Source organism: Pantoea sp. MT58 (assembly GCF_014495885.1).
Taxonomy (GTDB): Bacteria; Pseudomonadota; Gammaproteobacteria; order Enterobacterales; family Enterobacteriaceae; genus Pantoea; species Pantoea eucalypti.
On record NZ_CP061083.1, the window covers coordinates 968,837 to 988,834 of the forward strand.

A 19,998-nucleotide genomic window follows, 5' to 3' on the forward strand; every position below is an offset into this window, starting at 1 on the left:
GCTGCGTTTAACCGACGTCGGCTAATCCTGTGCGCATCATTATTTTGCGTGCAGGCGGAATAACGTGATTATTCCTGAAGGTCACCGCATTAAATAACCCGGCTTCGCCAGGTTTTATCCATGCACCTTATTTTGCGTGCAGGACAACTATTGCTTTAAATCAGGGAGATGTCGAAATGAGCGACATGAAACTGGAGCAGGTTGCGATCACTTCATCCGGCAACCGTAACGATAAAAAAAGTAAAAAAATGTTTGCTGTGGCACAGCAGGCAGGCCAGCACATTGAGACGACGCTGGCAAACCTGCGCAGCCACCACCAGGGCCTGACTCAGGCTGAAGCGGCGAAACGCCTGAGCCTGTACGGCCGCAATGAAGTCGCGCATGAGAAAGCGCCACCGGCGCTGATTCAGCTGCTGATGGCGTTTAATAACCCGTTTATCTACGTATTGCTGGTCCTGGCGCTGGTGAGTTTTGTAACGGACTACTGGCTGCCGCTGCGCGCCGGTCAGGAGACCGATCTTTCCGGGGTGATCATCATCTGCACCATGGTGATGTTGAGCGGGCTGCTGCGCTTCTGGCAGGAGTTTCGCACCAACCGTGCGGCGCAGGCGCTGCAGTCACTGGTTCGTAGCCAGGTTACCGTGCTGCGGCGTGAGGCGGACAGCGAAACCGCACAGCGCCAGGATGTGGATATGAGTGAACTGGTGCCGGGCGATATCATTCTGCTCAGCACCGGCGACCAGGTGCCAGCCGATGTGCGCCTCCTGAGTTCACGTAACCTGTTTATCAGTGAAGCGGTGCTGACCGGCGAGTCGCTGCCGGTTGAGAAACACAGCAGTGAAGCGGGTATTGACGGCACAGGCCAGACTGCTAAAGAGCTGCTGGCGTCAGCGAATATCTGCCTGATGGGTACCAGCGTAGCCAGCGGTACAGCCAGCGCCGTCGTCGTCGCGACCGGTGGCGAAACCTGGTTTGGCTCGCTGGCCTCATCGCTGACCGGAAGCCGTCCGCAAACTGCATTTGATCGCGGGGTGAATAGCGTCAGCAAACTGCTGATCCGCTTTATGCTGGTGATGGTGCCGGTGGTGCTGCTGATAAATGGCTTCACCAAAGGTGACTGGATGGATGCCACGCTATTTGCACTGGCGGTTGCGGTCGGGCTGACCCCGGAAATGCTGCCGATGATTGTCAGCGCCAACCTGGCCAAAGGCGCAATTGCGATGTCTCGTCGCAAAGTCATCGTTAAAAAGCTCAATGCCATTCAGAACCTTGGGGCAATGGACGTGCTCTGTACGGATAAAACCGGCACGCTGACTCAGGACACCATTCTGCTGGCGCATCATCTGGATGCACAGGGCAATGAAGATGCTCAGGTCCTGCTGCTGGCATGGCTGAACGGCAGCAGCCAGAGTGGCGCGAAAAACCTGATGGACCGCGCCGTACTCAGCGCGGGCGATAAAATCATTTCGCAGTCTCTGCGCAGCCAGTTTCAACTGGTGGATGAGTTGCCGTTTGATTTTGATCGCCGCCGGGTTTCAGTGCTGGTGGAAGATCTGGCTCAGCATCGTTCACAGCTGATCTGCAAAGGCGCAGTCAAAGAGATGCTGGCGGTAAGTATCGCCGTGCGCAAGGGCGATGCGGTCGTTGCACTGGATGCGGCGCAGCGAGCGGCGCTGCTGACACAGACCGAACACTATCATCAGCAGGGTTATCGTGTGCTGCTCGTGGCAACCCGTGATGAGGAGCTGCGCGCGCCGCTCAACGACAGTGACGAGCGCGATCTGGTTATTCAGGGCATGCTGACCTTCCGCGATCCGCCAAAAGCCAGCGCGGGTAAAGCGATTAAAGCCCTGCGCGACAGTGGTGTGGCGGTGAAAGTGCTGACCGGCGACAACCCATTGGTGACGCTGCGTGTCTGCGCCGATGTCGGACTGACCGATCCGGCGATGCTGACCGGCGATCAGATTGAGGCGATGAACGATGACGAACTGGCGCAGGAAGTGGAACGTTGCACGCTGTTTGCCCAGCTGACGCCGCTGCAGAAATCACGTCTGGTGCGGCTGATGCAGCAGAATGGTCACACCGTCGGTTTCCTGGGAGATGGCATTAATGACGCGCCTGCACTCCGGGCGGCGGATACCGGGATTTCCGTGGACAGCGCGGCAGATGTGGCGAAAGCCTCCTCGGACATCATCCTGCTGGAGAAAGATTTACAGGTACTGAATGAAGGTGTCCTCAAAGGACGCGAGACCTTTGGCAACATCATCAAGTACCTGAACATGACCGCCAGTTCCAACTTCGGCAATGTTTTCTCGCTGCTGGTGGCCAGTGCTTTTATTCCGTTTTTGCCGATGCTCTCCATTCATCTGCTGATTCAGAACCTGATGTATGACATTTCCCAGCTGGCACTGCCGTGGGACAAGGTTGACCGTGAGTTTCTGAATAAGCCGCGTAAATGGGATGCCGGCAACATTAAACGCTTCATGCTGTGGATGGGGCCGACGTCGTCAATTTTTGACGTCACGACCTTTGCGCTGATGTGGTTCGTTTTTGGCGCGAATCATGCGGGCGTGCAGTCGCTGTTCCAGTCCGGCTGGTTTATAGAGGGATTGCTGTCACAGACGCTGGTAGTGCATATGCTGCGTACCCGGAAGATTCCGTTTATCCAGAGTCGCGCCACCTTACCGGTGATGCTGACCACGCTGACGATTATGGCGCTGGGCATCCTGATTCCGTTCTCACCGCTGGGCGCGATGGTCGGTCTGGTGCCACTGCCATGGCAATACTTCCCGTGGCTGGTGCTGACGCTGTTCAGCTACTGCCTGGTGGCGCAGGGAATGAAACATGTCTACATCCGCAGGTTTGGTCAGTGGTTCTAGGGAGGAGAAGATGAAAAAAGGCAGGCTCGATAAAGTTTTTGTTGGCGTGATGATTATCGGCTTAACTCTGATTGCGCTGACGGTCGTGGTGCGATGATAGCGTTGTAAAACTGCGAACATTAAAAGGCAGCGAGGCGACTCACTGCCTTTTTTATTAATGGGCGATTACTCTTCGTCGCGCTCACGGCTGGCACGCTGGCGTTCGTAATATTCATCCTCTGCAGTGATGATCTCATCCATCAGCGAATCCATATCAACCACGCGCTCCTCTTCCACAAACTCTCCGGTAAGCGGCGTTTCTGGTGTGAGCTTGCCATCCTCATACAGCAACCAGATCTCTTTGGCATAGCGCGTCTTAAGCAGCTGCGGAGCGAACTGACCATAGTATGAAGTGATGTTGTTTACGTCACGTTCGAACATCGACTCGGCATGGTTATTGGCCGCCGCATCAACCGCCTGGGGCAGGTCAATAATCACCGGTCCCTGATCGTCCAGCAGCACGTTGAACTCGGATAAGTCACCATGCACGATACCTGCACAGAGCATGCGAACGATGTTACGGATCATGGTGTTGAAATCGGTGATTGCCTGCTCTTCGGAGAGCATGACATCGCTGAGGCGCGGCGCAACCGCACCGTTGGCGTCAGTCACCAGCTCCATCAGTAACACACCGTCGATGCAGAGATAAGGCTGAGGTACACGAACACCGGCGTTAGCCAGGCGGAACAATGCGTCTACTTCGGCAGTCTGCCAGGACTCTTCCTGCTGCTTACGGCCAAATTTCGTGCCTTTCTGCATGGCGCGGGCGTTACGGCTGTTGCGGGTTTTACGTCCTTCCTGATACTGCACCGCCTGCTTGAAGCTACGCTGAGTCGCTTCTTTATAGACTTTGGCGCACTGCACCTTGCCGCCGCAAAGCACGGTATAGACGTCTGCTTCTTTGCCGCTTTTCAGCCGCTGCAGGACATCGTCAATCAGGCCGTCATCGACCAGTGGCTGGATTCTGTTTGGGATTTTCATGCGGCTTTATACCTTATTTCACCCACTTTTCGTATCAATTTGCGATGATGGAAATATTGGCAATGACTGAACAAAGAATCTGATTCTACCCTGGAATGTAGCTTTATGGGGATGATCCTTGATGACCAGCGCGTTTGACCTTTGTTTTTTCATAAACAATGGATTAGCTGGAAGAGCAGGGCAGTTTTGTCTGCACGAGTATCGTTTTCTGGCCACTGCGCACAGCTGGCAGGGATGATGTATCCGGGGAAAAACCTGTAGAGCAGACCGAAGCGGTCTGTCAGGCCAGCATCCTGCTCACAGAAAACTGGCCCACCTGCGGGATTATTTCAGGCTTTTAAGCACGTTAACCGTGCTGTCGATGTCGATCTCATCTTCAGAGAAGGTCAGCGTGGTTCCCTGGAATGTGGTGACCGCCAGCTTTTTCAGCGAGCGCATTTCATTCGCTTTCGTGTCAGATTTCGGCCGGATGTTATTCAGCAACAGGCCGACTGACAGCACCGCGTTCTCTTTATCGACACCGGCATCGACCGGGACTTCTTCGCTGTAGACCAGGTAAGATTTGATCGAGGTGATCTTCAGCCGCTCGCCTGCGATGTAGATGTATTTGCTTGTCGGCGCGACTTTCACCGCATAGGCAGATAAGCCTTTGTTGTTGGTGGTGGGTTCAAAGGTCACCGCCGCATCTTTTTTGATCAGGTCAGGGTTGGCGACCTTAATCACATGAAAATAGCGGTTATCGCCGTTTTCATCTTTGATAAAGCCAAAACCTTTATCTTCAAACCACGTTGTGATCGTTCCGTTCATCGCCATTTTTGCCTGCTTAATCTACTCAGTTTTTTACAGCGCGCAGTGTAAAACACAATGCCTGCACAGACTATATAAGTCTGGATGATAATTTTCAGCTGCGCCAGGGAGCGACGGTATGGCGCTCACTCGTCTGGCGATGAGTAACAGTTACTCGTTGCCCCAGCGGTTCAGGAACTCCGCGATATCATCAATACGCTGCTCATCAATGCCGGCTTCACGCGCCATATCCTGCTGCGACGCTTCACTGATCTCTTCGTTGTTCATCAAACGGGTGATCAGCAACTGGAAGTAATGCGCCAGCGGGGTACGTTCTGCTTCGCTTACCGGCTTAGCAGACTCCGTCGCATACTCATCTGCGACATCATAATATTTGAGAGAAATTTCGTTATTCATAGGGTGTCCGCAGCGTTGAAGTTACGTTAAGGCCTCACCGTCGTTCGTGGCATGGCTCAAAAGGAGATTATTTCGTGTTTGGGCGGGAGCTGTAAAGGGGGAAGGGCGTCAGCGCACATCTTCAGGCGTTGAGCATTTTATACTGAGCAAAAAACGATTCCCCTCCTGATAACTGATCGCCGGGCTGTAACGCCATCAACACGTCGCAGCACGACGGTTTCCTGCCAGGCACGGGAGGAGATGCCCGATGAGCACTCTCCTGAAAATCCTCGCGCTGTTCAGCGCGAGTTCAGAGTGGAACTGATGAAGATCAGCTTGCCGGTCTGCATCACGCGATTACGCTCTCAATCGGCTCGATAATACATTCCGGATGCGCCTGCAGCCGCGCGAAAGCCTCGGCATACGAGGGCATCGAGTCGGCTGCGCCGGCACGTTCGACACAGAGTGAGGCAAATGCCGCAGCAAATCGCGCCGCCTGGGGCAGATCCTCGCCGGACGCGAGCCGGGCGGCAAGCGCGCCATTAAACGCGTCGCCAGCACCTGTGGTATCGCGCGGCTGTGCCGGAAAAAGCGGAATACGCTGCTGCTGCGCAGGTGTAGAGAGCAGGGCGCCAGCAATGCCCAGCGTGATAATGACCTGACGCGCACCCTTACGATGCAGTACCTCAGCGGCGCGACGTGCGCTGGCAAAATCAGTAACAGTTACCCCGCTAAGCTGGCTCGCTTCCGTGCTGTTAGGCGTCAGCAAATCAACCTTTGCCAGCAGCGCATCGCTGATTTTTTGCCACGGCGCCGGGTTGAGAATCACAAAGGTGCCGCTGGCACGCGCGTTATCAACCATGCGTTGAATGGCACTCAGGTTGTTTTCCAGCTGTACCAGCAGAATATCGGCAGCGGCTACCGTAGGCTGGCAGCGCGTGACCTCTGCAGCGGTCACGGTGGTATTGGCGCCCGGATAGACAGAAATCATATTTTCAGCGTCGTCGCCTGCGACGTAAATCAGCGCGTTACCGGTGGGTTTCTCTTTACAGGTAAACAGCGTAATGGCGTCAAAGCCGGTTTTCTCCAGATGACGTCGCGCGAAAAGGCCAAAATCGTCATTGCCCACTTTACCGATGTAGTGCACCCGAGCACCAGCGCGCAGCGCCGCCGTAGCCTGATTGGCGCCTTTACCGCCCGCGCCCATCATGCTGTTGTGCGCTGTCAGCGACTCCCCTGGTAGCGGAAAGCGACGCATCACGGCAACAACATCGAGGTTAAAGGAACCGAAAACACATACTTTTCCTTTCATCCTGCGCTCCTGAACAGGCGTTCGGCGGCGAGACAGGCACCGCGACAGCCCGTGTAGTCGGTTGAGTGGCTGAAAATGATCTTCAGGTTTTCGCGCGTGACCGGTGGCCGAAGATGCTGCTGAATCTGGTTGCGCAGCAACGCCAGCGGAAAATCAGCCATCGCCAGCACACCGCCGCCGAGGATCAGATATTCCGGGTCGAGTATATTCATCTCAGTTGCAATCAGCTGCGCCAGCCGTCGCACAAATGCCTGAAGTTCAGGCTGGTCGCCGTGATGGGTAAACAGCGCAGAAATAGGCGTGTCGGCGGCGTTCAGCGTGGCCCAGTGACTCAGCCAGTGGCCTGAAGTCAGGGTCTCCGCACAGCCGCGATTACCGCACGGGCAGGGGAGATCATTGCCTGCCACCGGCACATGCCCCAGTTCGCCAGCACCGCCATGCTCGCCATGATAAAACTGCCCATTGAGCCACAGACTGTTGCCCATTCCGGTGCCGGGATAGAGGCCGACGGCGTTATCCGGCAGTTGCTCCAGCTGCAGCAGATCCCACAGCATCAGATGGTTCACATCTTTGTCCATCGCCACGGGCACACCGAGCTCCGCTGCCAGGCATGCCGCCACAGGCTGGTGGTCCAGCGCCTGGATAAAAGGCAGCGAAATCACCTGCATTCTGTCGCGGCTGAGGATACCCGGCAGGCCCAGCATAATGCCGCTGACTGGCTGCTGTTCCAGCGTATCATCAATAAGCTGAGCCAGTGCCTGCAGCGCGTCCGGCTGCCGGGCCCAGCTGGCGGTGGGCACCTTGCGAAAGCTGCTCCAGACGCCTCCCGCTTCCATGAGCTGCAGCCGGGTACCGGTGCCGCCAATGTCGATACCGAGCCAGCGCGGTTTCATGCAGACACCTGCGCCAGCCCCTGGGCTTCATCAATGCTGTCGCGCATCATCTTCCAGGCGGTGGCTAAATCGTCATGAATGTTAAATAAGCCCGAGGTACCGACAATCAGGACTTCTGCGCCCGCGCCAATAAGCTGGTGATAAGTGCGGGTGTTACAGGAGCCATCGATTTCGATCAGATAGTGATATCCGTGCTGCTGCTTCAGTGCTTTCAGCTCACGCACCTTTTCAACCATTTCCGGGATAAAAGGCTGGCCGGCGTAGCCCGGATCCACCGTCATCACGGTGATCTTGTCGAGCAAATGGATATAGTGCTGAATATATGAGATTGGGGTGGCTGGATTGAGCACCACGCCCACTTTTTTACCATAACTGCGGATCAGATTAATGACGCGAAACGCGTCGCGGTTGATCGTCTCCGCGTGCGGACAGATATAGTCAGCCCCCGCTTTTGCAACCGCCTCGATAAAATTAGTCGGCTCTTCCACCATCAGATGCACGTCGATCGCCACGCGGGTGAAAGGACGGATCTGCTCAATGAAGAAAGGGGAGAGCGTTATATTTTTAACGTAATGACCATCCATGATATCCACATGAAGAAAGTCAGCGCGCGAGTCGAGAACCTGTAGCTGGTGCTTGATCTCCATCAGGTTCATACACATCAGTGACGGGGAGATTTGAGTACGCATCATACTTCCTTCTTTTCAGACAGAGGATTAAGCACCGCGGCCAGCCTGCTGAGCTTTACTGCACGGTGTTCGTTGAATCGGGTTTTAAATTGTTTAAAGGCGAGGACCACAATCAATACTGCGCCCCACATTGCCAGGCTGACGTGCTGACTGATGTTCATCAGATTGAAACCGGTTGAAAGTACCTGCAGCGCAATCAGTGCCAGCACCACACCGGTGACGCGACCGAATCCGCCGTTGGGATCGGTGCCGCCAAGAATAATCGCCAGTACTGTCAGTAACAGATAAGCATCGCCATAACCCATGCGCGCGGAGTTAAAGCGCGCCATCATAATCAGGCCTGCCAGTACGCAGAGCAGGCTGGAGATCACATAGACCAGCATCACCATGCGATGGGTATTGATGCCGCTGAACCAGGTGGCGTTGATATTGCTGCCGCCCATGTAAATGCATTTTCCCGCGCGGGTTTTACCGAGAAACAGTGCCAGTAGCGCGGCGGCGATCAGGAATACCCAGAGCGGCAGCGGCATACCCAGCAGCGTATCAGCACCCAGCGCCTGTACCACCGGCGGCATGCCGCTGACGGCAGCCCCTTTGGTCAGCCAGATACCGATACCGTTCAGCGTCATCATTGTTGCGAGTGTGACCAGAATCGGGTGCGCGCCGATTCGCGTTACCATCAGACCCGTTACCACGCCGATTACGGCGGCGATCAGCATGGCGCCAATGATGGCGATGAACAGCCAGAGCAATTGCAGCGCCATGCCGGCTCCGGCGGGCAGGGCGCTCATCAGCGTCCAGGCGATAAACAGCGCCGTCAGGTTAGCGGTCGCGATAATGGCAAGGTTCAGGCCGCCGCTGAGGATGGCGATAAACATCGCCAGTGTGAGTAAGCCCAGCTCCGGCAGCTGAAATGCCATACTCATAAAGGTTGAGTCGGTCAGGAAGCGACCCGGCAGCATCACCGTAAAGATGGCCAGCGCCAGCGCGATAAGCAGCATCAGGCCGATGTTGGTGCCGTCCGGGCGCAGTGCAATCAGTGATTTCATCATCAGTGCCCTCTGTCACACGAAACTGACGTCAGTTTCTTTGCGTTTTTTGTAATGGGTCACGGCGATCGCAATCATGATGACGCCGCCAACCACGATATTCATGAAGTAGTTCGATACTCCCACCAGATTGAGGCCGTTCTTCAGAATGGCGATCAGGAAAACCCCCATCAGTGTGCCGCTAACTGTGCCTTTGCCGCCCATCAGGCTGGCGCCGCCCAGCACTGTCGCCGCCAGGACATCAAGCTCACCGCCAACCAGCGCATTCGGCACCACTTCGCCCATGCGATAGACCTGTACCAGCCCGCCAATCGCCGCCATCGCGCCCAGCCAGCCATAGGCGAAAACGTGGATCAGTCCAACGCGAATACCAATACGACGGGCTGACTCCGCATCCCCTCCGACGGCGTAAAGCTGACGGCCCAGATTGGTTTTGTTCAGCAGCAGGGCCGTTACTGCAGCAATCAGCAGCATCGTGACCAGGGGCAGGCCCACCTGAAAGCTCTCTCCCTGCCAGCTGAACGGCAGCACGTTGCGCAGCGTGATCCACCACTCCGGCAGCGAATAGAGGCTGCGGCCACCGGTTACCCACATCAGCAGTCCGAACAGCAGCGATTGCATGCTGATGGTGATGATGATGGAGACCACCCGCAGCGTGGTAATCAGGAGCGCATTGATTACGCCGAACAGCGTGCCGCACATCACCGCCAGCACAATGCTGAGCAGCGCATTATCGAACTGGAACTGCACAAAGAGTGACGCAAGCAGGTACTGCACCACGGAGGCGACAGCCGCAAAGGAGATGTCGATACCGCCGGTGACCAGCACCACAAACAGACCCAGTGCAAAGATGCCGGTGACGGCATAGCTCTCTGCCAGATCCAGCAGATTCTGCATGGTGAGAAACTGATCGCTGGCAACCGAGAAAAACAGAATGAATGCCAGCAGTACCCAGGCGAGCCAGCCCTGACTGGAGTGCGGACGAAAACGGGAAAAGTCAGGCATTGATCACCTCCGCCAGCTGCTGCTGCTCGACGCTATCAGGTTGGTATTCGGCATGGATCGTGCCATCGCGGAAATGCAGGATGCGGTCGCAGTTGTACCAGACCTCTGGCACTTCATCGGAGATCAGAATGATCGACAGGCCCTCTTTCGCCAGCTCATGGATCAACTGGTAAATACTGGCCTTGGCACCCACATCTACCCCAACGGTAGGCGAGTCGAGGATCAGAATTCGCGGCTGGGTCAGCACCCATTTCGCCAGCACAATTTTCTGCTGATTGCCGCCGGAGAGGGTAGAAATGGCGAGGTTCGGATCGGCCACGCGCACGCCAAGCTGCTGGATCCACTGCAGGATCAGCTTGTTCTTGCGGTATTCATCAATCAGGTGAAACCGGTTCTGGAGTTTGTCGAGGATCGGCAGCACCATGTTGTCTGCCACAGACTGCTGCTGCACCAGGCCCAGCGTCAGGCGATCTTCCGACACATAGCCGATACCCGCTTTGATTGCATCTTCATGGCCGCGAAAGCGTACCGGCTTACTGTCGAGCCAGATTTTACCGCTGTCGGGACGTGTCATGCCGAATAGTGAGAGTGCCAGTTCAGTGCGTCCGGAGCCGAGCAGGCCGCACAGCCCAAGCACCTCGCCTTCATACAATTTAAAATTGACGTTGTGATACTGGCCGGCGCGGGTTAAATCCTCTATCTCCAGAATGGCGCGATTGTCGTTGCGTGTCGGCGCTTTCAGCTGATAGTCGAGTTTCAGACCGGTCATCAGCTCTGTCAGGTGGTGCGGTGTCATCTCCCGCGCGGGCCAGCAGCCCATTTTGCGCCCGTCACGGATTACCGTAACGCGGTCAGAAATCTCCAGCACTTCATCAAGCCGGTGGCTGACAAACACCACGCAGATATTTTTGTCTTTCAGATAGCGTACGGTTCGCAGCAGCTGATTTACTTCGGTGCGGGTCAGGGAGGCGGTGGGTTCATCCATGATCACCAGCCGCGCATCGGCGACCAGGGCACGGCAGATCGCCACCTGTTGACGCTGCGCGATGGAGAGCGCTGCGACCTTTTCATCCAGATTCAGGTCGAACTTCAACTCATTAATAATGCTGCGCGCGCTTTCCTGCAGCCGCGCGCGGTGGTGCCAGCGCAGCAGGCCGTTGAGGTTATGCTCAAAGGCGATGTTCTCTGCCACGCTCAGGTTGGGAAACAGCGACAGATCCTGATAAATCACCTGGATACCGAAGTCGCGCGCCTGCCGGGTAGTAAGGCGCGGCAGTGGCGCGCCGTCGCCCAGGGTGATGCGGCTGCCGCTGTCCGGGGCGTGCACCCCGGAAATCACTTTGATCAGAGTGCTCTTGCCACAGCCGTTGGTGCCAGCGAGACAGTGCACTTCGCCTGCCAGTAAGGTCAGGGAGATATCGCTCAGCGCGCGGTTACCACCAAATGTTTTCGACAGGTTATCGAGCGCAATCAGTGTCTGTGGAGTGACCTCTTGCATATCAAAGCCCCATTTTTACCAGTTTTGGCAGGTTTTCTTTATCCAGACTCTCTGTGTTGTTACCGAGAATGGTGTGGGTCTTTTCATCCACTTTTACCTTGCCCAGCCCCTCAATCGTCATGCCGTCAGTAATCGGCTCTTTCTTCTGCATCATGTCGGCAATACGCACAAAGACTTCGCCCGCGGTCTCAGGATTCCAGATGTAGCCGCCTTTGATGGCGTTACGCTGAACCAGGGAGGCACCCTGTCCCGGACTGAAAGAGCCAAGGACACAAACCTGATCGATTTTTTTACGGTTCATGACCGCACGTCCGGCACCGATTGGCCCCTGCGAACCAAACGCCAGGATGCCTTTCAGATCCGGATATTTAGACATCAGCTCATTCGTGGTACGGATGGAGTCATCCAGTGATTCACCAACGCCAAATTTGTCGGTGACCAGCTGCATTTTGGGGTAGTGCTCTTTCTGATAAGCGAGTGCGGCGTCAGTCCACTGCTGATGCAGCGGCACCGTCAGGCTGCCCACATACATGGCGTATTTGCCTTCATCGTGCATGCACTTCGCCAGTGCTTTCATATGATTGATGCCATGGGTTGTCGCATCGACCAGTTCAAAATCCCAGTTGGCGCCCTGCTGACCGGGAGACTCATGGGTAATGACTTCGATACCGGCATCGCGTGCCCGTTTCAGCACCGGCTCCAGCACTTTTGGATCGTTGGGGACCACGCCGATGATATCGACTTTCTGCGCAATCAAATCTTCAATGGCACGCACCTGAAGTGCCGGGTCAGCGGCAGTAGGGCCGACCATCCACGCATCAATACCGCGCTTCGCTGCTTCACTTTTAATGCCGGTTTCCATGGCATTGAACCAGGGAATACCGCCAATTTTGACCACAATACCCATACGCAATTTATCAGCAGCTTGCGCGCCCGTGGCGGCAAACAGAGCAAGTAAAGAGCAGGCGATAAGATGTTTTTTCATACAGACTCCGGGTTAATTTTTAATTAGCTGCATGGATTGATAACGCTGTGAACAGACGATGACATTAACGCCATTCCACGCCAGTTCCTGTTCAAGCTCTTTATCTTTTAATTGGTCAGTAATAAGAAAATCGACATCGCGGTAATGACATATCCGGGCAAACGAGGGCCGCAGAAATTTACTGCCATCCATTAAAAGATGTTTTTTTTCGGCGGCCAGCAGCATCTGTTGTTTCAGGTGCGCATTATTCTCATTGCCTTCGCGTAAATATCCGTCGTTACCCAGACTGCTACAGGAAAAAAATATTTTATTAATCTGAAATTCCCGCAGTGGTTGCTCAGCCACCACCCCATGAAAAGCCTCATCACGATCGGAATATTCCCCGCCCAGACAGATAGTGCGAATACTGCCGCGAGCGGCAAGCGTCTGTACGATGCGCAGCGAATTGGTTAATACCGTTAATTCAATGTCTGGCAACTGTCGCGCCAGATACCAGCAGGTGGTACTGCTATCCAGTAAAATACAGTCGCCGGGGCTGATAAAGTCGAGCGCGCGTTTGGCAATAATCATTTTTTCATCAACGTGCTCATTAATTCGCTGCCGAAAAGTTAATTCACTTTGGTTAGCGATTCTGCTATTTCCTTGTGTGCCAGTGTTCTGTTTTTTTATCAGAACGGCGCCGCCATGGCTGCGTTGTAATAAACCGCGCTTTTCAAGCTGGCTTAAATCACGCCGAATAGTTTCCTGTGAAACCTGACACAGAGTGACCAGTTCTGAGACAATTACCCGGCCATTTATATTAATCTCATTAATAATTCTTTGCTGTCTTTCAATCGGCAACATACTTATCCTCCGATGGATATAAAGTACTGGAAGCAGACACGGGAAAATGTGGACTGGGCAGGAGTCCACGTGGGTAAATTTCGCTGGCGTTTATAAGGTGATGAAGTCGAAATATTTCATGAAAAATATTGCGGCTCATTACATTATTTAGTGATTTTGCTCACATAATTAGCCTTATACGGCAGGTAGCAATCACCAAAAGGGTTAATAAACTATATAGACATTGTTGCTATGGCGTGACTGTTTATGACCGTTTGTGTGGGTTTGACCGTTTAAATCCACACCTGACTTTCTCAGCGTTCCTGTTAAGTCACCTGAGGGTGATGGAAAGAGAAAAAATAACAGACTCAGTCCTGGTGATTCAGACGAAAATCAAGCTGTTCCGGCAATGGTTCTTCCGCTGAGCGGTTTCTGCTTTTATGATCACGAGACTGCCGTAATGGAATGCGCAGCCTCGTTCACGCTTTTCATCTTTCAGTTTTGTGACTCTCTGACCGCTGTTTATGGGCGCTTTAGTGCGCTCAATCACCGGGCTGCGTACAAATGTAAATGTAATTGATAATAGTTATCGTTTACATTATTGTTCGTTCTTCTTCAGGGAAACGCAAAGGAATCGGAAGAAGATGAATTATCCTCAGAAATTAGTAAAAGTGCTTTCTGGCAAGCAGGTAGCTGCCGGATTCGCAGGCCTCACGTTCGGTTTGCTTAGTGTAACGGCACAGGCGGTCACCGTCACAGACGTTGCGGGACGCACGGTTACCGTGCCGGATGATGTTCAGCGTGTGGTACTCGGAGAAGGCCGCTTGTTCTTCGCTCTTTCGCTGCTTGAGGGCCAGAAACCGTTTGACCGAATCGTCGGCTGGCAGGGCGATTTCCGTAAACTTGACCCGCAAACCTACGCCACCTATCGGGCGAAGTTCCCGCAAATCGACAACATTCCGTTGATCGGCACGACCAGTGCCGACACCATCAGCCCTGAAAAAGTGCTGACACTGAATCCGCAGCTGGCGATTTTCGGTCTGTCGGGGCACGGTCCCGGCAAAGGTAGTGAGCTGGTGAAACAGCTGCAAAACGCCGGTGTGCCCGTGGTGTTTGTGGACTTCCGCACTTCTCCGCTCAAAAACACTCTGCCGAGTATGGAACTGCTGGGGAAAGTACTGAACCGCGAGAAACAGGCGCAGGAGTACATCCGCTTCTATCAGGAGAATATTAAACGCGTCACCGATGTCACCCGCGATATCCCGATGCAGGATAAACCGAAAGTCTTTATCGAACTGCGGGCCTCCACAGCAGATGAATGTTGCCGCTCAGCCGGTAACGGCAACATGGGTGATTTTATCGATCTGGCGGGTGGCGTGAATATCGCCAAACCTCTGCTGCCGGGCGCGCTCGGTCAGGTGAATCTGGAAAAAGTCATTGCCGCGCAGCCGGATGTCTATCTGGTCAGTGGCGGTGCCAGACCACCGAAAGCGGGTGATCCGCAGCCGGTCAGTTTAGTGCTGGGCGCGCAGACCACACCAGAACAGGCAAGCGCCAGCCTGAAGCCGCTGCTGGCGCGTAAAGGCATCAGCACGCTGAAAGCCGTGCAAGAGGGGCGCAGTTTTGGCATCTGGCATAACTATTACAACTCTCCCTATAACGTGCTGGCCGTTCAGTACTTTGCCAAAGCATTTTATCCGCAAAAGTTTGCCGGGCTCGATCCGCAGAAAACACAAAAACAACTTTATAAACAGTTCCTCGCTGTCGAACCGACCGGCACTTACTGGACAGAGTAAAAGGAACTTTGCCCCGGCTGCCGGGGCGTTTTACCTCTCGGAGAGAAGAAATGGTTAAGACTAACTTTACACCTGCCGTTAAAGCGGGGCTGTTTGCACAACTGATTACTGCCACGATGCCGGTGATGGCGGAAGAGGCCAGCGAGGTAAAAGAAAATGAAGATCAGATGGTGGTTACAGCCTCCTCTGTCGAACAAAATCTCAAAGATGCCCCCGCCAGTATCAGCGTAATCACTCGCGAAGATCTGCAGAGAAAACCGGTACAAAACCTCAAAGAGGTGCTGAAAGACGTTCCCGGCGTACAGCTCACCAATGAAAGCGATAACCGACAGGGTGTCAGCATTCGCGGACTGGGCAGCAGCTACACGCTGATCCTGGTCGACGGCAAACGCGTGAATTCCCGCAACGCCGTCTTCCGCCATAACGATTTTGATCTGAGCTGGATCCCGGCAGAATCGATCGAACGTATTGAAGTGGTGCGCGGGCCAATGTCCTCTTTATATGGGTCCGATGCGCTGGGCGGTGTGGTCAACATCATCACCCGTAAAGTCGGCACCCAGTGGCATGGCACGCTGAGCGCAGACACCACCGTTCAGGAACATCGCGATCGCGGTGACAGCGGCAACGGCAATTTCTTTGCCAGCGGCCCGCTGGTTGACGATTTACTGGGCGTGAAAGTTTATGGTGCGCTGGGTAAACGCAATAAAGATCAGGCCAGTTCCGCCAGTGGCAGCACTGGTCAGCCGCGCATTGAAGGTTACACATCGCGTAATGCTAATGTGGAATTCTCACTGACGCCGGATAAAGATCAGGACATCACGTTCGGTTACGGGATGGATCGTCAGGATCGGGATTCCGACACCCTGGATAAAAACCGTATCGAGCGCGAAAACTACTCGCTCGGCCACGCTGGCCGCTGGGGAGTGGCGAATACCGAACTGCGTTTTTACGGTGAAAAAATCGAAAATAAAAACGCCAAAACCATTACCTCGAAAAACAATTCTCTCGACGGCAAAGTCGTGATCCCGCTGGGTGATTACACTCAATTCCTGACGTTCGGCGGTGAATACCGCAACGATAAGCTGGAAGATGCGGTAAACATGAAAAATGGCGGCAGCGTGCAGGCTAATCAGTATGCGCTGTTCCTGGAAGATGAATGGCACATCTTCGAAAACCTGACGCTGACTGGCGGCGTACGCATGGATGACCACGAGAACTACGGCGTCAACTGGAGCCCGCGTGCCTATCTGGTCTACAACGCCACCGATACGGTCACGTTGAAAGGCGGCTGGGCATCCGCTTTCAAAGCGCCTTCTCTGCTTCAGCTGAGCCCGGACTGGCTCAGTGGTTCATGCCGCGGGAGCTGCAATGTGGTGGGCAATAAGGATCTGAAAGCAGAAACCAGCGAAAGCATGGAGTTCGGACTCTATTACGCCGGTCAGAGAGGGTGGCTTGAAGATGTTACCGCCAGCGCGACGGTGTTTCAGAACGACATTGACGACATGATTACGGTTATCCGCACCGCCAACCGCAGTCTGGCGCCATCCTATCCAAACTTTGCCGGATTTGATGCCAGCGGCAATCCGATTTTCCGCTATTACAACGTGAATAAAGCACGGATCCGCGGGCTGGAAACGGAGCTCGGTCTGCCGGTCGCCGACAAGCTGAATCTCCGGCTGAATTACACCTACAATGACGCCCGCGATCTGAGTAACGGCGGCAACAAACCGCTGTCTGAACTGCCGTTCCACACGACAAATGCGACGCTTGACTGGAAACCGCTGGAGGACTGGAGCTTCTATCTTTCCGCGAATTACAAAGGCAAGAGCCGCACGGTGACCGATGGCAATGCAACACCAGGCGGATATACCACCTGGAATACCGGCGGGTCATATCAGGTGAACAAAGCGGTGAAAATCCGTGCTGGCGTTCTGAACCTGACCGATAAAGATCTCAACCGCGACGACTACAGCTATAACGAAGATGGCCGCAGATATTTCGCGGCTGTTGATTACAGTTTCTGATCGTCAGCGCCGGCCGGGACATCAGCAGTCCCGGCTGTTTTTGCGCTTTAAGTGGTTACTACGGGTTTCCTCAGAGCCTGACATCAGAATCAATGCGTCCTGACGATGCATTGTAAGAACGCAGAAGATGCCTGTTCAGTTCTGATCTCATTCAGCGATGTCACTCACCGACAATTAATGTGCACGATTATTTTGCGCGTGCATAAAGCGTGCACGCCAGGGCTTGAGCACCCACAACGCCAGACCGGCCGTGATAAAGTCGAAGGTAATTGCGCAGCCAAAGACCAGGTGCCAGTTATGGGTGTGCTGATACATCAGCGCCGCCAGCGGGCCACCAAAGATCGAGCCAATTCCCTGAGACATATAGAGCCAGCCATAGTTTGTGGAGGCATTTTCACTGCCAAAAGTGTCTGTGAGTGTGGAGGGGAACAGCGAGAATATTTCACCCCACCCGAAGAACACGACGCCTGAAAGCAGTACGAACAGCACGGGATCTTCACGGCAGGCGAGCCACAACGTCATCGCGACACCTTCCAGTGCGAAGGCAATAAACATGGTATTTTCGCGGCCGTAGCGGTCGGAAATAAAACCAAACAGGGGACGCGTTAAACCATTGGTGAAACGGTCAATGGTCAGCGCCAGGGGCAGGGCGGCCATACCGAAAACGACTGCTTTGCTGATGCCAAAGTCTTCAGCAAAAATTGCCATCTGCGAAGTGACCATCAGTCCTGAGGTCGACATCATGGTCATCATCATGAACATCAGCCAGAACAGCGGCTGGCGCAGCATTTCTCTGGATTTAAACTGGCGCTGGCCTCGTACGGGTGACGATGTGTTGCTGACCGGCATCATCGCGCTGCTTTCAGGCAGCCTCAGGTTCTGGCTGGCGAGAAGTCCCACAGCGGCGAAGATGAGACCAAATGTCGTCATCGTCTGTTCCAGCCCGTAGCTATTAAGAGAAATGGAAATCGGGAAGGTGGTAAAAATTGCGCCCATGCCATAGCCCGCCGCAACGGTTCCGGCGGCAAAACCGCGTTGCTGTGGAAACCACTTCATCACCAGTCCCACTACGCCGATATACACAATCCCCGTCCCCAGTCCGCCCAGGCAGCCATAGACCAGATAGAGAGCAGTCAGGCTATCGACCCGGGCCGCGATTACCCAGCTGAAGCCCGCCATCAGCGTACCGATGGAGATCAGCAAACGTGGACCAAAGCGCTCAACCAGCCGGCCCTGGAAGGGTGAAAAAAAAGTCTGCAGAATAATCAGCAGCGAGAACGTGACCTGCAGTTCCGCCAGCCCGACGCCGAGTTTGGCAATCATCGGTTTGGTTAACAGCGTCCAGACGTACTGCGGGCTGGAAATAGCTGCCATGCAAATCAGTCCAAGCAGAAGCTGCACCCATTTGCTGTGTTTCGCTATTACCACCGGTTCGCTTATCGAGGTCATTATTATGTCTCCACATTACGCTCTGCTACACAGCTGAAATCAGTCTGCTCTGTTTACACACTGTTCTGGCATTGCGCAGATCCAAACCTTTGCCTGCTGCTAATGCCAGATTACTGAGACCGATATGCCGGTACATAGGTGTAAGAAGAGAATTAAGCAGAAAATGTGCCAATAAAAATAATCAGTAATATCAACAGGTAATAAGATGGCTTAGAGAGTTAGTGTGATGGAGTGCAAAGATTTAGTGCGCTGAGATGGTGCGTGGGAAACCGCTGGTGGTCATAAAAGCATCTGGGGGTTTTGGTTTTTGGGGCGATGTGCTGAGAGGGGCTGTCGTAAAGAGCTTTAACTGGTGGCTGAAAGATTGGGTATGGAATGGGTAGATTCAGACTGTATGAAAAATTAGAAACACAAATAACCCGAAGGGTTTTCAACTTCGGGACTTTAGGGAGTTTGATGATGGATGGGGTAATCATCAACCAGAAAAATCTACTCCTGAAAGCCTTATTTCTCTGAAGAGATCTGACGAACAGTCATCAGGAATTCATGAGCCGTGGTTTCCCAAAGTTCAGGTGCAAAATCAAACCCATATCGTTTCCTGAATTCCTTTTCGACATTGCCATCATAGGCTGAGATAAAATCGTCAACTTCTTCGACAAGATCGTTGAGCATCCAGTCTGGTGCTGACTTTTTGAACAGCCGCACTATGCCTTCGATTGTATCCTCGCCATCATTGATGATGTCTGCGTCCTGATTGAAATAACCGAAAATCAGTTGGTCAAGAAAGTGGAATTTTTGCATTTTGTACCTATAAATCCGGGAATGCTGTGAGAATGTATTAGGGTTGCCGTTATATTGCTGAAACTCGATAACAAATCTCACATTTTTCATGACTATTAGCTGGCTACCTCCGCGCCGGAAACCATAGCCGATCGCTTTGCCAGATGCATTGCGAATAGTCAGCCTGGCTCCGCCCAACACCGATTTTATTACGTCACGGTTAGCGAAAAGCGCTTTCGATATAGCTTCTTCTGCTGACCGTACCTGTGATCCAGTCACTGCGTCCGGGCGTGGAGGTGAACGGCCAGCGCGTCACAAAGGTGCAGCTGAACAGCGGCACCACGACAATCACCTGGACGCCGCGAAACCGCACAACAAGCCATCCGGTGCTGAGTTTCTGCCAAAGTTCGACAATTGAAAAGAGTGAAAAGAATTTCAGGAATTTTTAGTAATAGGATCTCCAAAAGGAGCTAAAGAAAAACATAACTTATTTTTATAGCTTAAAATAATTCTGTTTATGTATATTTAAATGGATCGTCTTTTAGATAACATGTTTATAATTATAATCGTTAAATAACCATATAAATCAATTTTTAACATGGGGTCTAATTAGTG

At 53.6% G+C, this 19,998-nt stretch carries 18 protein-coding genes; 4 read left to right on the top strand and 14 right to left on the bottom strand.

Annotated features, from left to right (window positions below; translation table 11 throughout):
- Positions 1-176: 176 nt before the first annotated feature.
- Positions 177-2,879 carry a magnesium-translocating P-type ATPase gene (mgtA, locus tag IAI47_RS04605; protein ID WP_110411065.1) on the top strand — a complete coding sequence of 901 codons (2,703 nt, stop codon included), beginning with the start codon at positions 177-179 and terminating at the stop codon, positions 2,877-2,879.
- Complete coding sequence (mgtU, locus tag IAI47_RS21960) at positions 2,845-2,976, top strand: magnesium transporter protection protein MgtU (RefSeq protein WP_008926754.1); 132 nt, start codon at positions 2,845-2,847, stop codon at positions 2,974-2,976. The genes mgtA and mgtU overlap by 35 nt, the downstream gene beginning before the upstream one ends.
- Positions 2,977-3,044: 68 nt before the next feature.
- Here mgtU and IAI47_RS04610 read toward each other — a convergent pair whose 3' ends face one another.
- The 11 genes from IAI47_RS04610 to IAI47_RS04660 all read right to left on the bottom strand — a co-directional run bounded on the left by IAI47_RS04610 (position 3,045) and on the right by IAI47_RS04660 (position 13,355).
- Positions 3,045-3,899 carry a PA4780 family RIO1-like protein kinase gene (locus tag IAI47_RS04610; protein WP_003850345.1) on the bottom strand — a complete coding sequence of 285 codons (855 nt, stop codon included), beginning with the start codon at positions 3,897-3,899 and terminating at the stop codon, positions 3,045-3,047.
- A gap of 324 nt (positions 3,900-4,223) precedes the next feature.
- Complete coding sequence (locus IAI47_RS04615; RefSeq protein WP_003850339.1) at positions 4,224-4,712, bottom strand: cold-shock protein; 489 nt, start codon at positions 4,710-4,712, stop codon at positions 4,224-4,226.
- A gap of 144 nt (positions 4,713-4,856) precedes the next feature.
- A complete protein-coding gene (locus IAI47_RS04620) occupies positions 4,857-5,102 on the bottom strand; it encodes a YmjA family protein (protein ID WP_003850337.1) in 246 nt (81 codons plus the stop codon).
- A 328-nt stretch (positions 5,103-5,430) separates the two neighbouring features.
- On the bottom strand, positions 5,431-6,393 hold the full coding sequence (locus IAI47_RS04625; RefSeq protein WP_003850334.1) for a ribokinase: 963 nt from the start codon (positions 6,391-6,393) through the stop codon (positions 5,431-5,433).
- Positions 6,390-7,286, bottom strand: coding sequence for an allose kinase (gene alsK / locus IAI47_RS04630; protein ID WP_008926753.1), 897 nt, complete (start codon positions 7,284-7,286; stop codon positions 6,390-6,392). The genes IAI47_RS04625 and alsK overlap by 4 nt, the downstream gene beginning before the upstream one ends.
- Positions 7,283-7,975, bottom strand: a complete 693-nt coding sequence (alsE, locus tag IAI47_RS04635) for a D-allulose 6-phosphate 3-epimerase (RefSeq protein WP_003850331.1) — start codon at positions 7,973-7,975, stop codon at positions 7,283-7,285. The genes alsK and alsE overlap by 4 nt, the downstream gene beginning before the upstream one ends.
- Positions 7,975-9,024, bottom strand: a complete 1,050-nt coding sequence (locus tag IAI47_RS04640; RefSeq protein WP_033743482.1) for an ABC transporter permease — start codon at positions 9,022-9,024, stop codon at positions 7,975-7,977. The genes alsE and IAI47_RS04640 overlap by 1 nt, the downstream gene beginning before the upstream one ends.
- A gap of 15 nt (positions 9,025-9,039) precedes the next feature.
- A complete protein-coding gene (locus IAI47_RS04645) occupies positions 9,040-10,029 on the bottom strand; it encodes an ABC transporter permease (protein WP_008926751.1) in 990 nt (329 codons plus the stop codon).
- Positions 10,022-11,527, bottom strand: coding sequence for a sugar ABC transporter ATP-binding protein (locus IAI47_RS04650; RefSeq protein ID WP_003850329.1), 1,506 nt, complete (start codon positions 11,525-11,527; stop codon positions 10,022-10,024). The genes IAI47_RS04645 and IAI47_RS04650 overlap by 8 nt, the downstream gene beginning before the upstream one ends.
- A 1-nt stretch (position 11,528) precedes the next feature.
- The gene (locus IAI47_RS04655; protein ID WP_008926750.1) at positions 11,529-12,512 is read right to left on the bottom strand and encodes a substrate-binding domain-containing protein; all 984 of its coding nucleotides are present in this window, start codon (positions 12,510-12,512) and stop codon (positions 11,529-11,531) included.
- A gap of 12 nt (positions 12,513-12,524) precedes the next feature.
- Positions 12,525-13,355 (bottom strand): DeoR/GlpR family DNA-binding transcription regulator, encoded by an 831-nt coding sequence (locus IAI47_RS04660; RefSeq protein ID WP_008926749.1) that lies wholly within the window; start codon positions 13,353-13,355, stop codon positions 12,525-12,527.
- A 623-nt stretch (positions 13,356-13,978) separates the two neighbouring features.
- Between IAI47_RS04660 and IAI47_RS04665 the strand changes: the two genes are divergently transcribed.
- Positions 13,979-15,130: an ABC transporter substrate-binding protein gene (locus IAI47_RS04665; protein ID WP_008926748.1), complete on the top strand. Its 1,152-nt coding sequence runs from the start codon at positions 13,979-13,981 to the stop codon at positions 15,128-15,130.
- A 50-nt stretch (positions 15,131-15,180) separates the two neighbouring features.
- Complete coding sequence (gene cirA / locus IAI47_RS04670; RefSeq protein ID WP_008926747.1) at positions 15,181-17,154, top strand: catecholate siderophore receptor CirA; 1,974 nt, start codon at positions 15,181-15,183, stop codon at positions 17,152-17,154.
- A gap of 174 nt (positions 17,155-17,328) precedes the next feature.
- On the opposite strand, the gene oxlT is transcribed toward cirA, so the two are convergent.
- The 3 genes from oxlT to IAI47_RS04685 form a co-directional block, all read right to left on the bottom strand.
- Complete coding sequence (gene oxlT / locus IAI47_RS04675) at positions 17,329-18,603, bottom strand: oxalate/formate MFS antiporter (protein WP_003850320.1); 1,275 nt, start codon at positions 18,601-18,603, stop codon at positions 17,329-17,331.
- Between the two features lie 504 nt (positions 18,604-19,107).
- Positions 19,108-19,662 carry a contact-dependent growth inhibition system immunity protein gene (locus IAI47_RS04680; protein WP_187961174.1) on the bottom strand — a complete coding sequence of 185 codons (555 nt, stop codon included), beginning with the start codon at positions 19,660-19,662 and terminating at the stop codon, positions 19,108-19,110.
- Positions 19,604-19,756, bottom strand: coding sequence for a hypothetical protein (locus IAI47_RS04685; protein WP_187961282.1), 153 nt, complete (start codon positions 19,754-19,756; stop codon positions 19,604-19,606). Before IAI47_RS04685 ends, IAI47_RS04680 begins: the two co-directional genes overlap by 59 nt.
- Positions 19,757-19,998 lie beyond the last annotated feature (242 nt).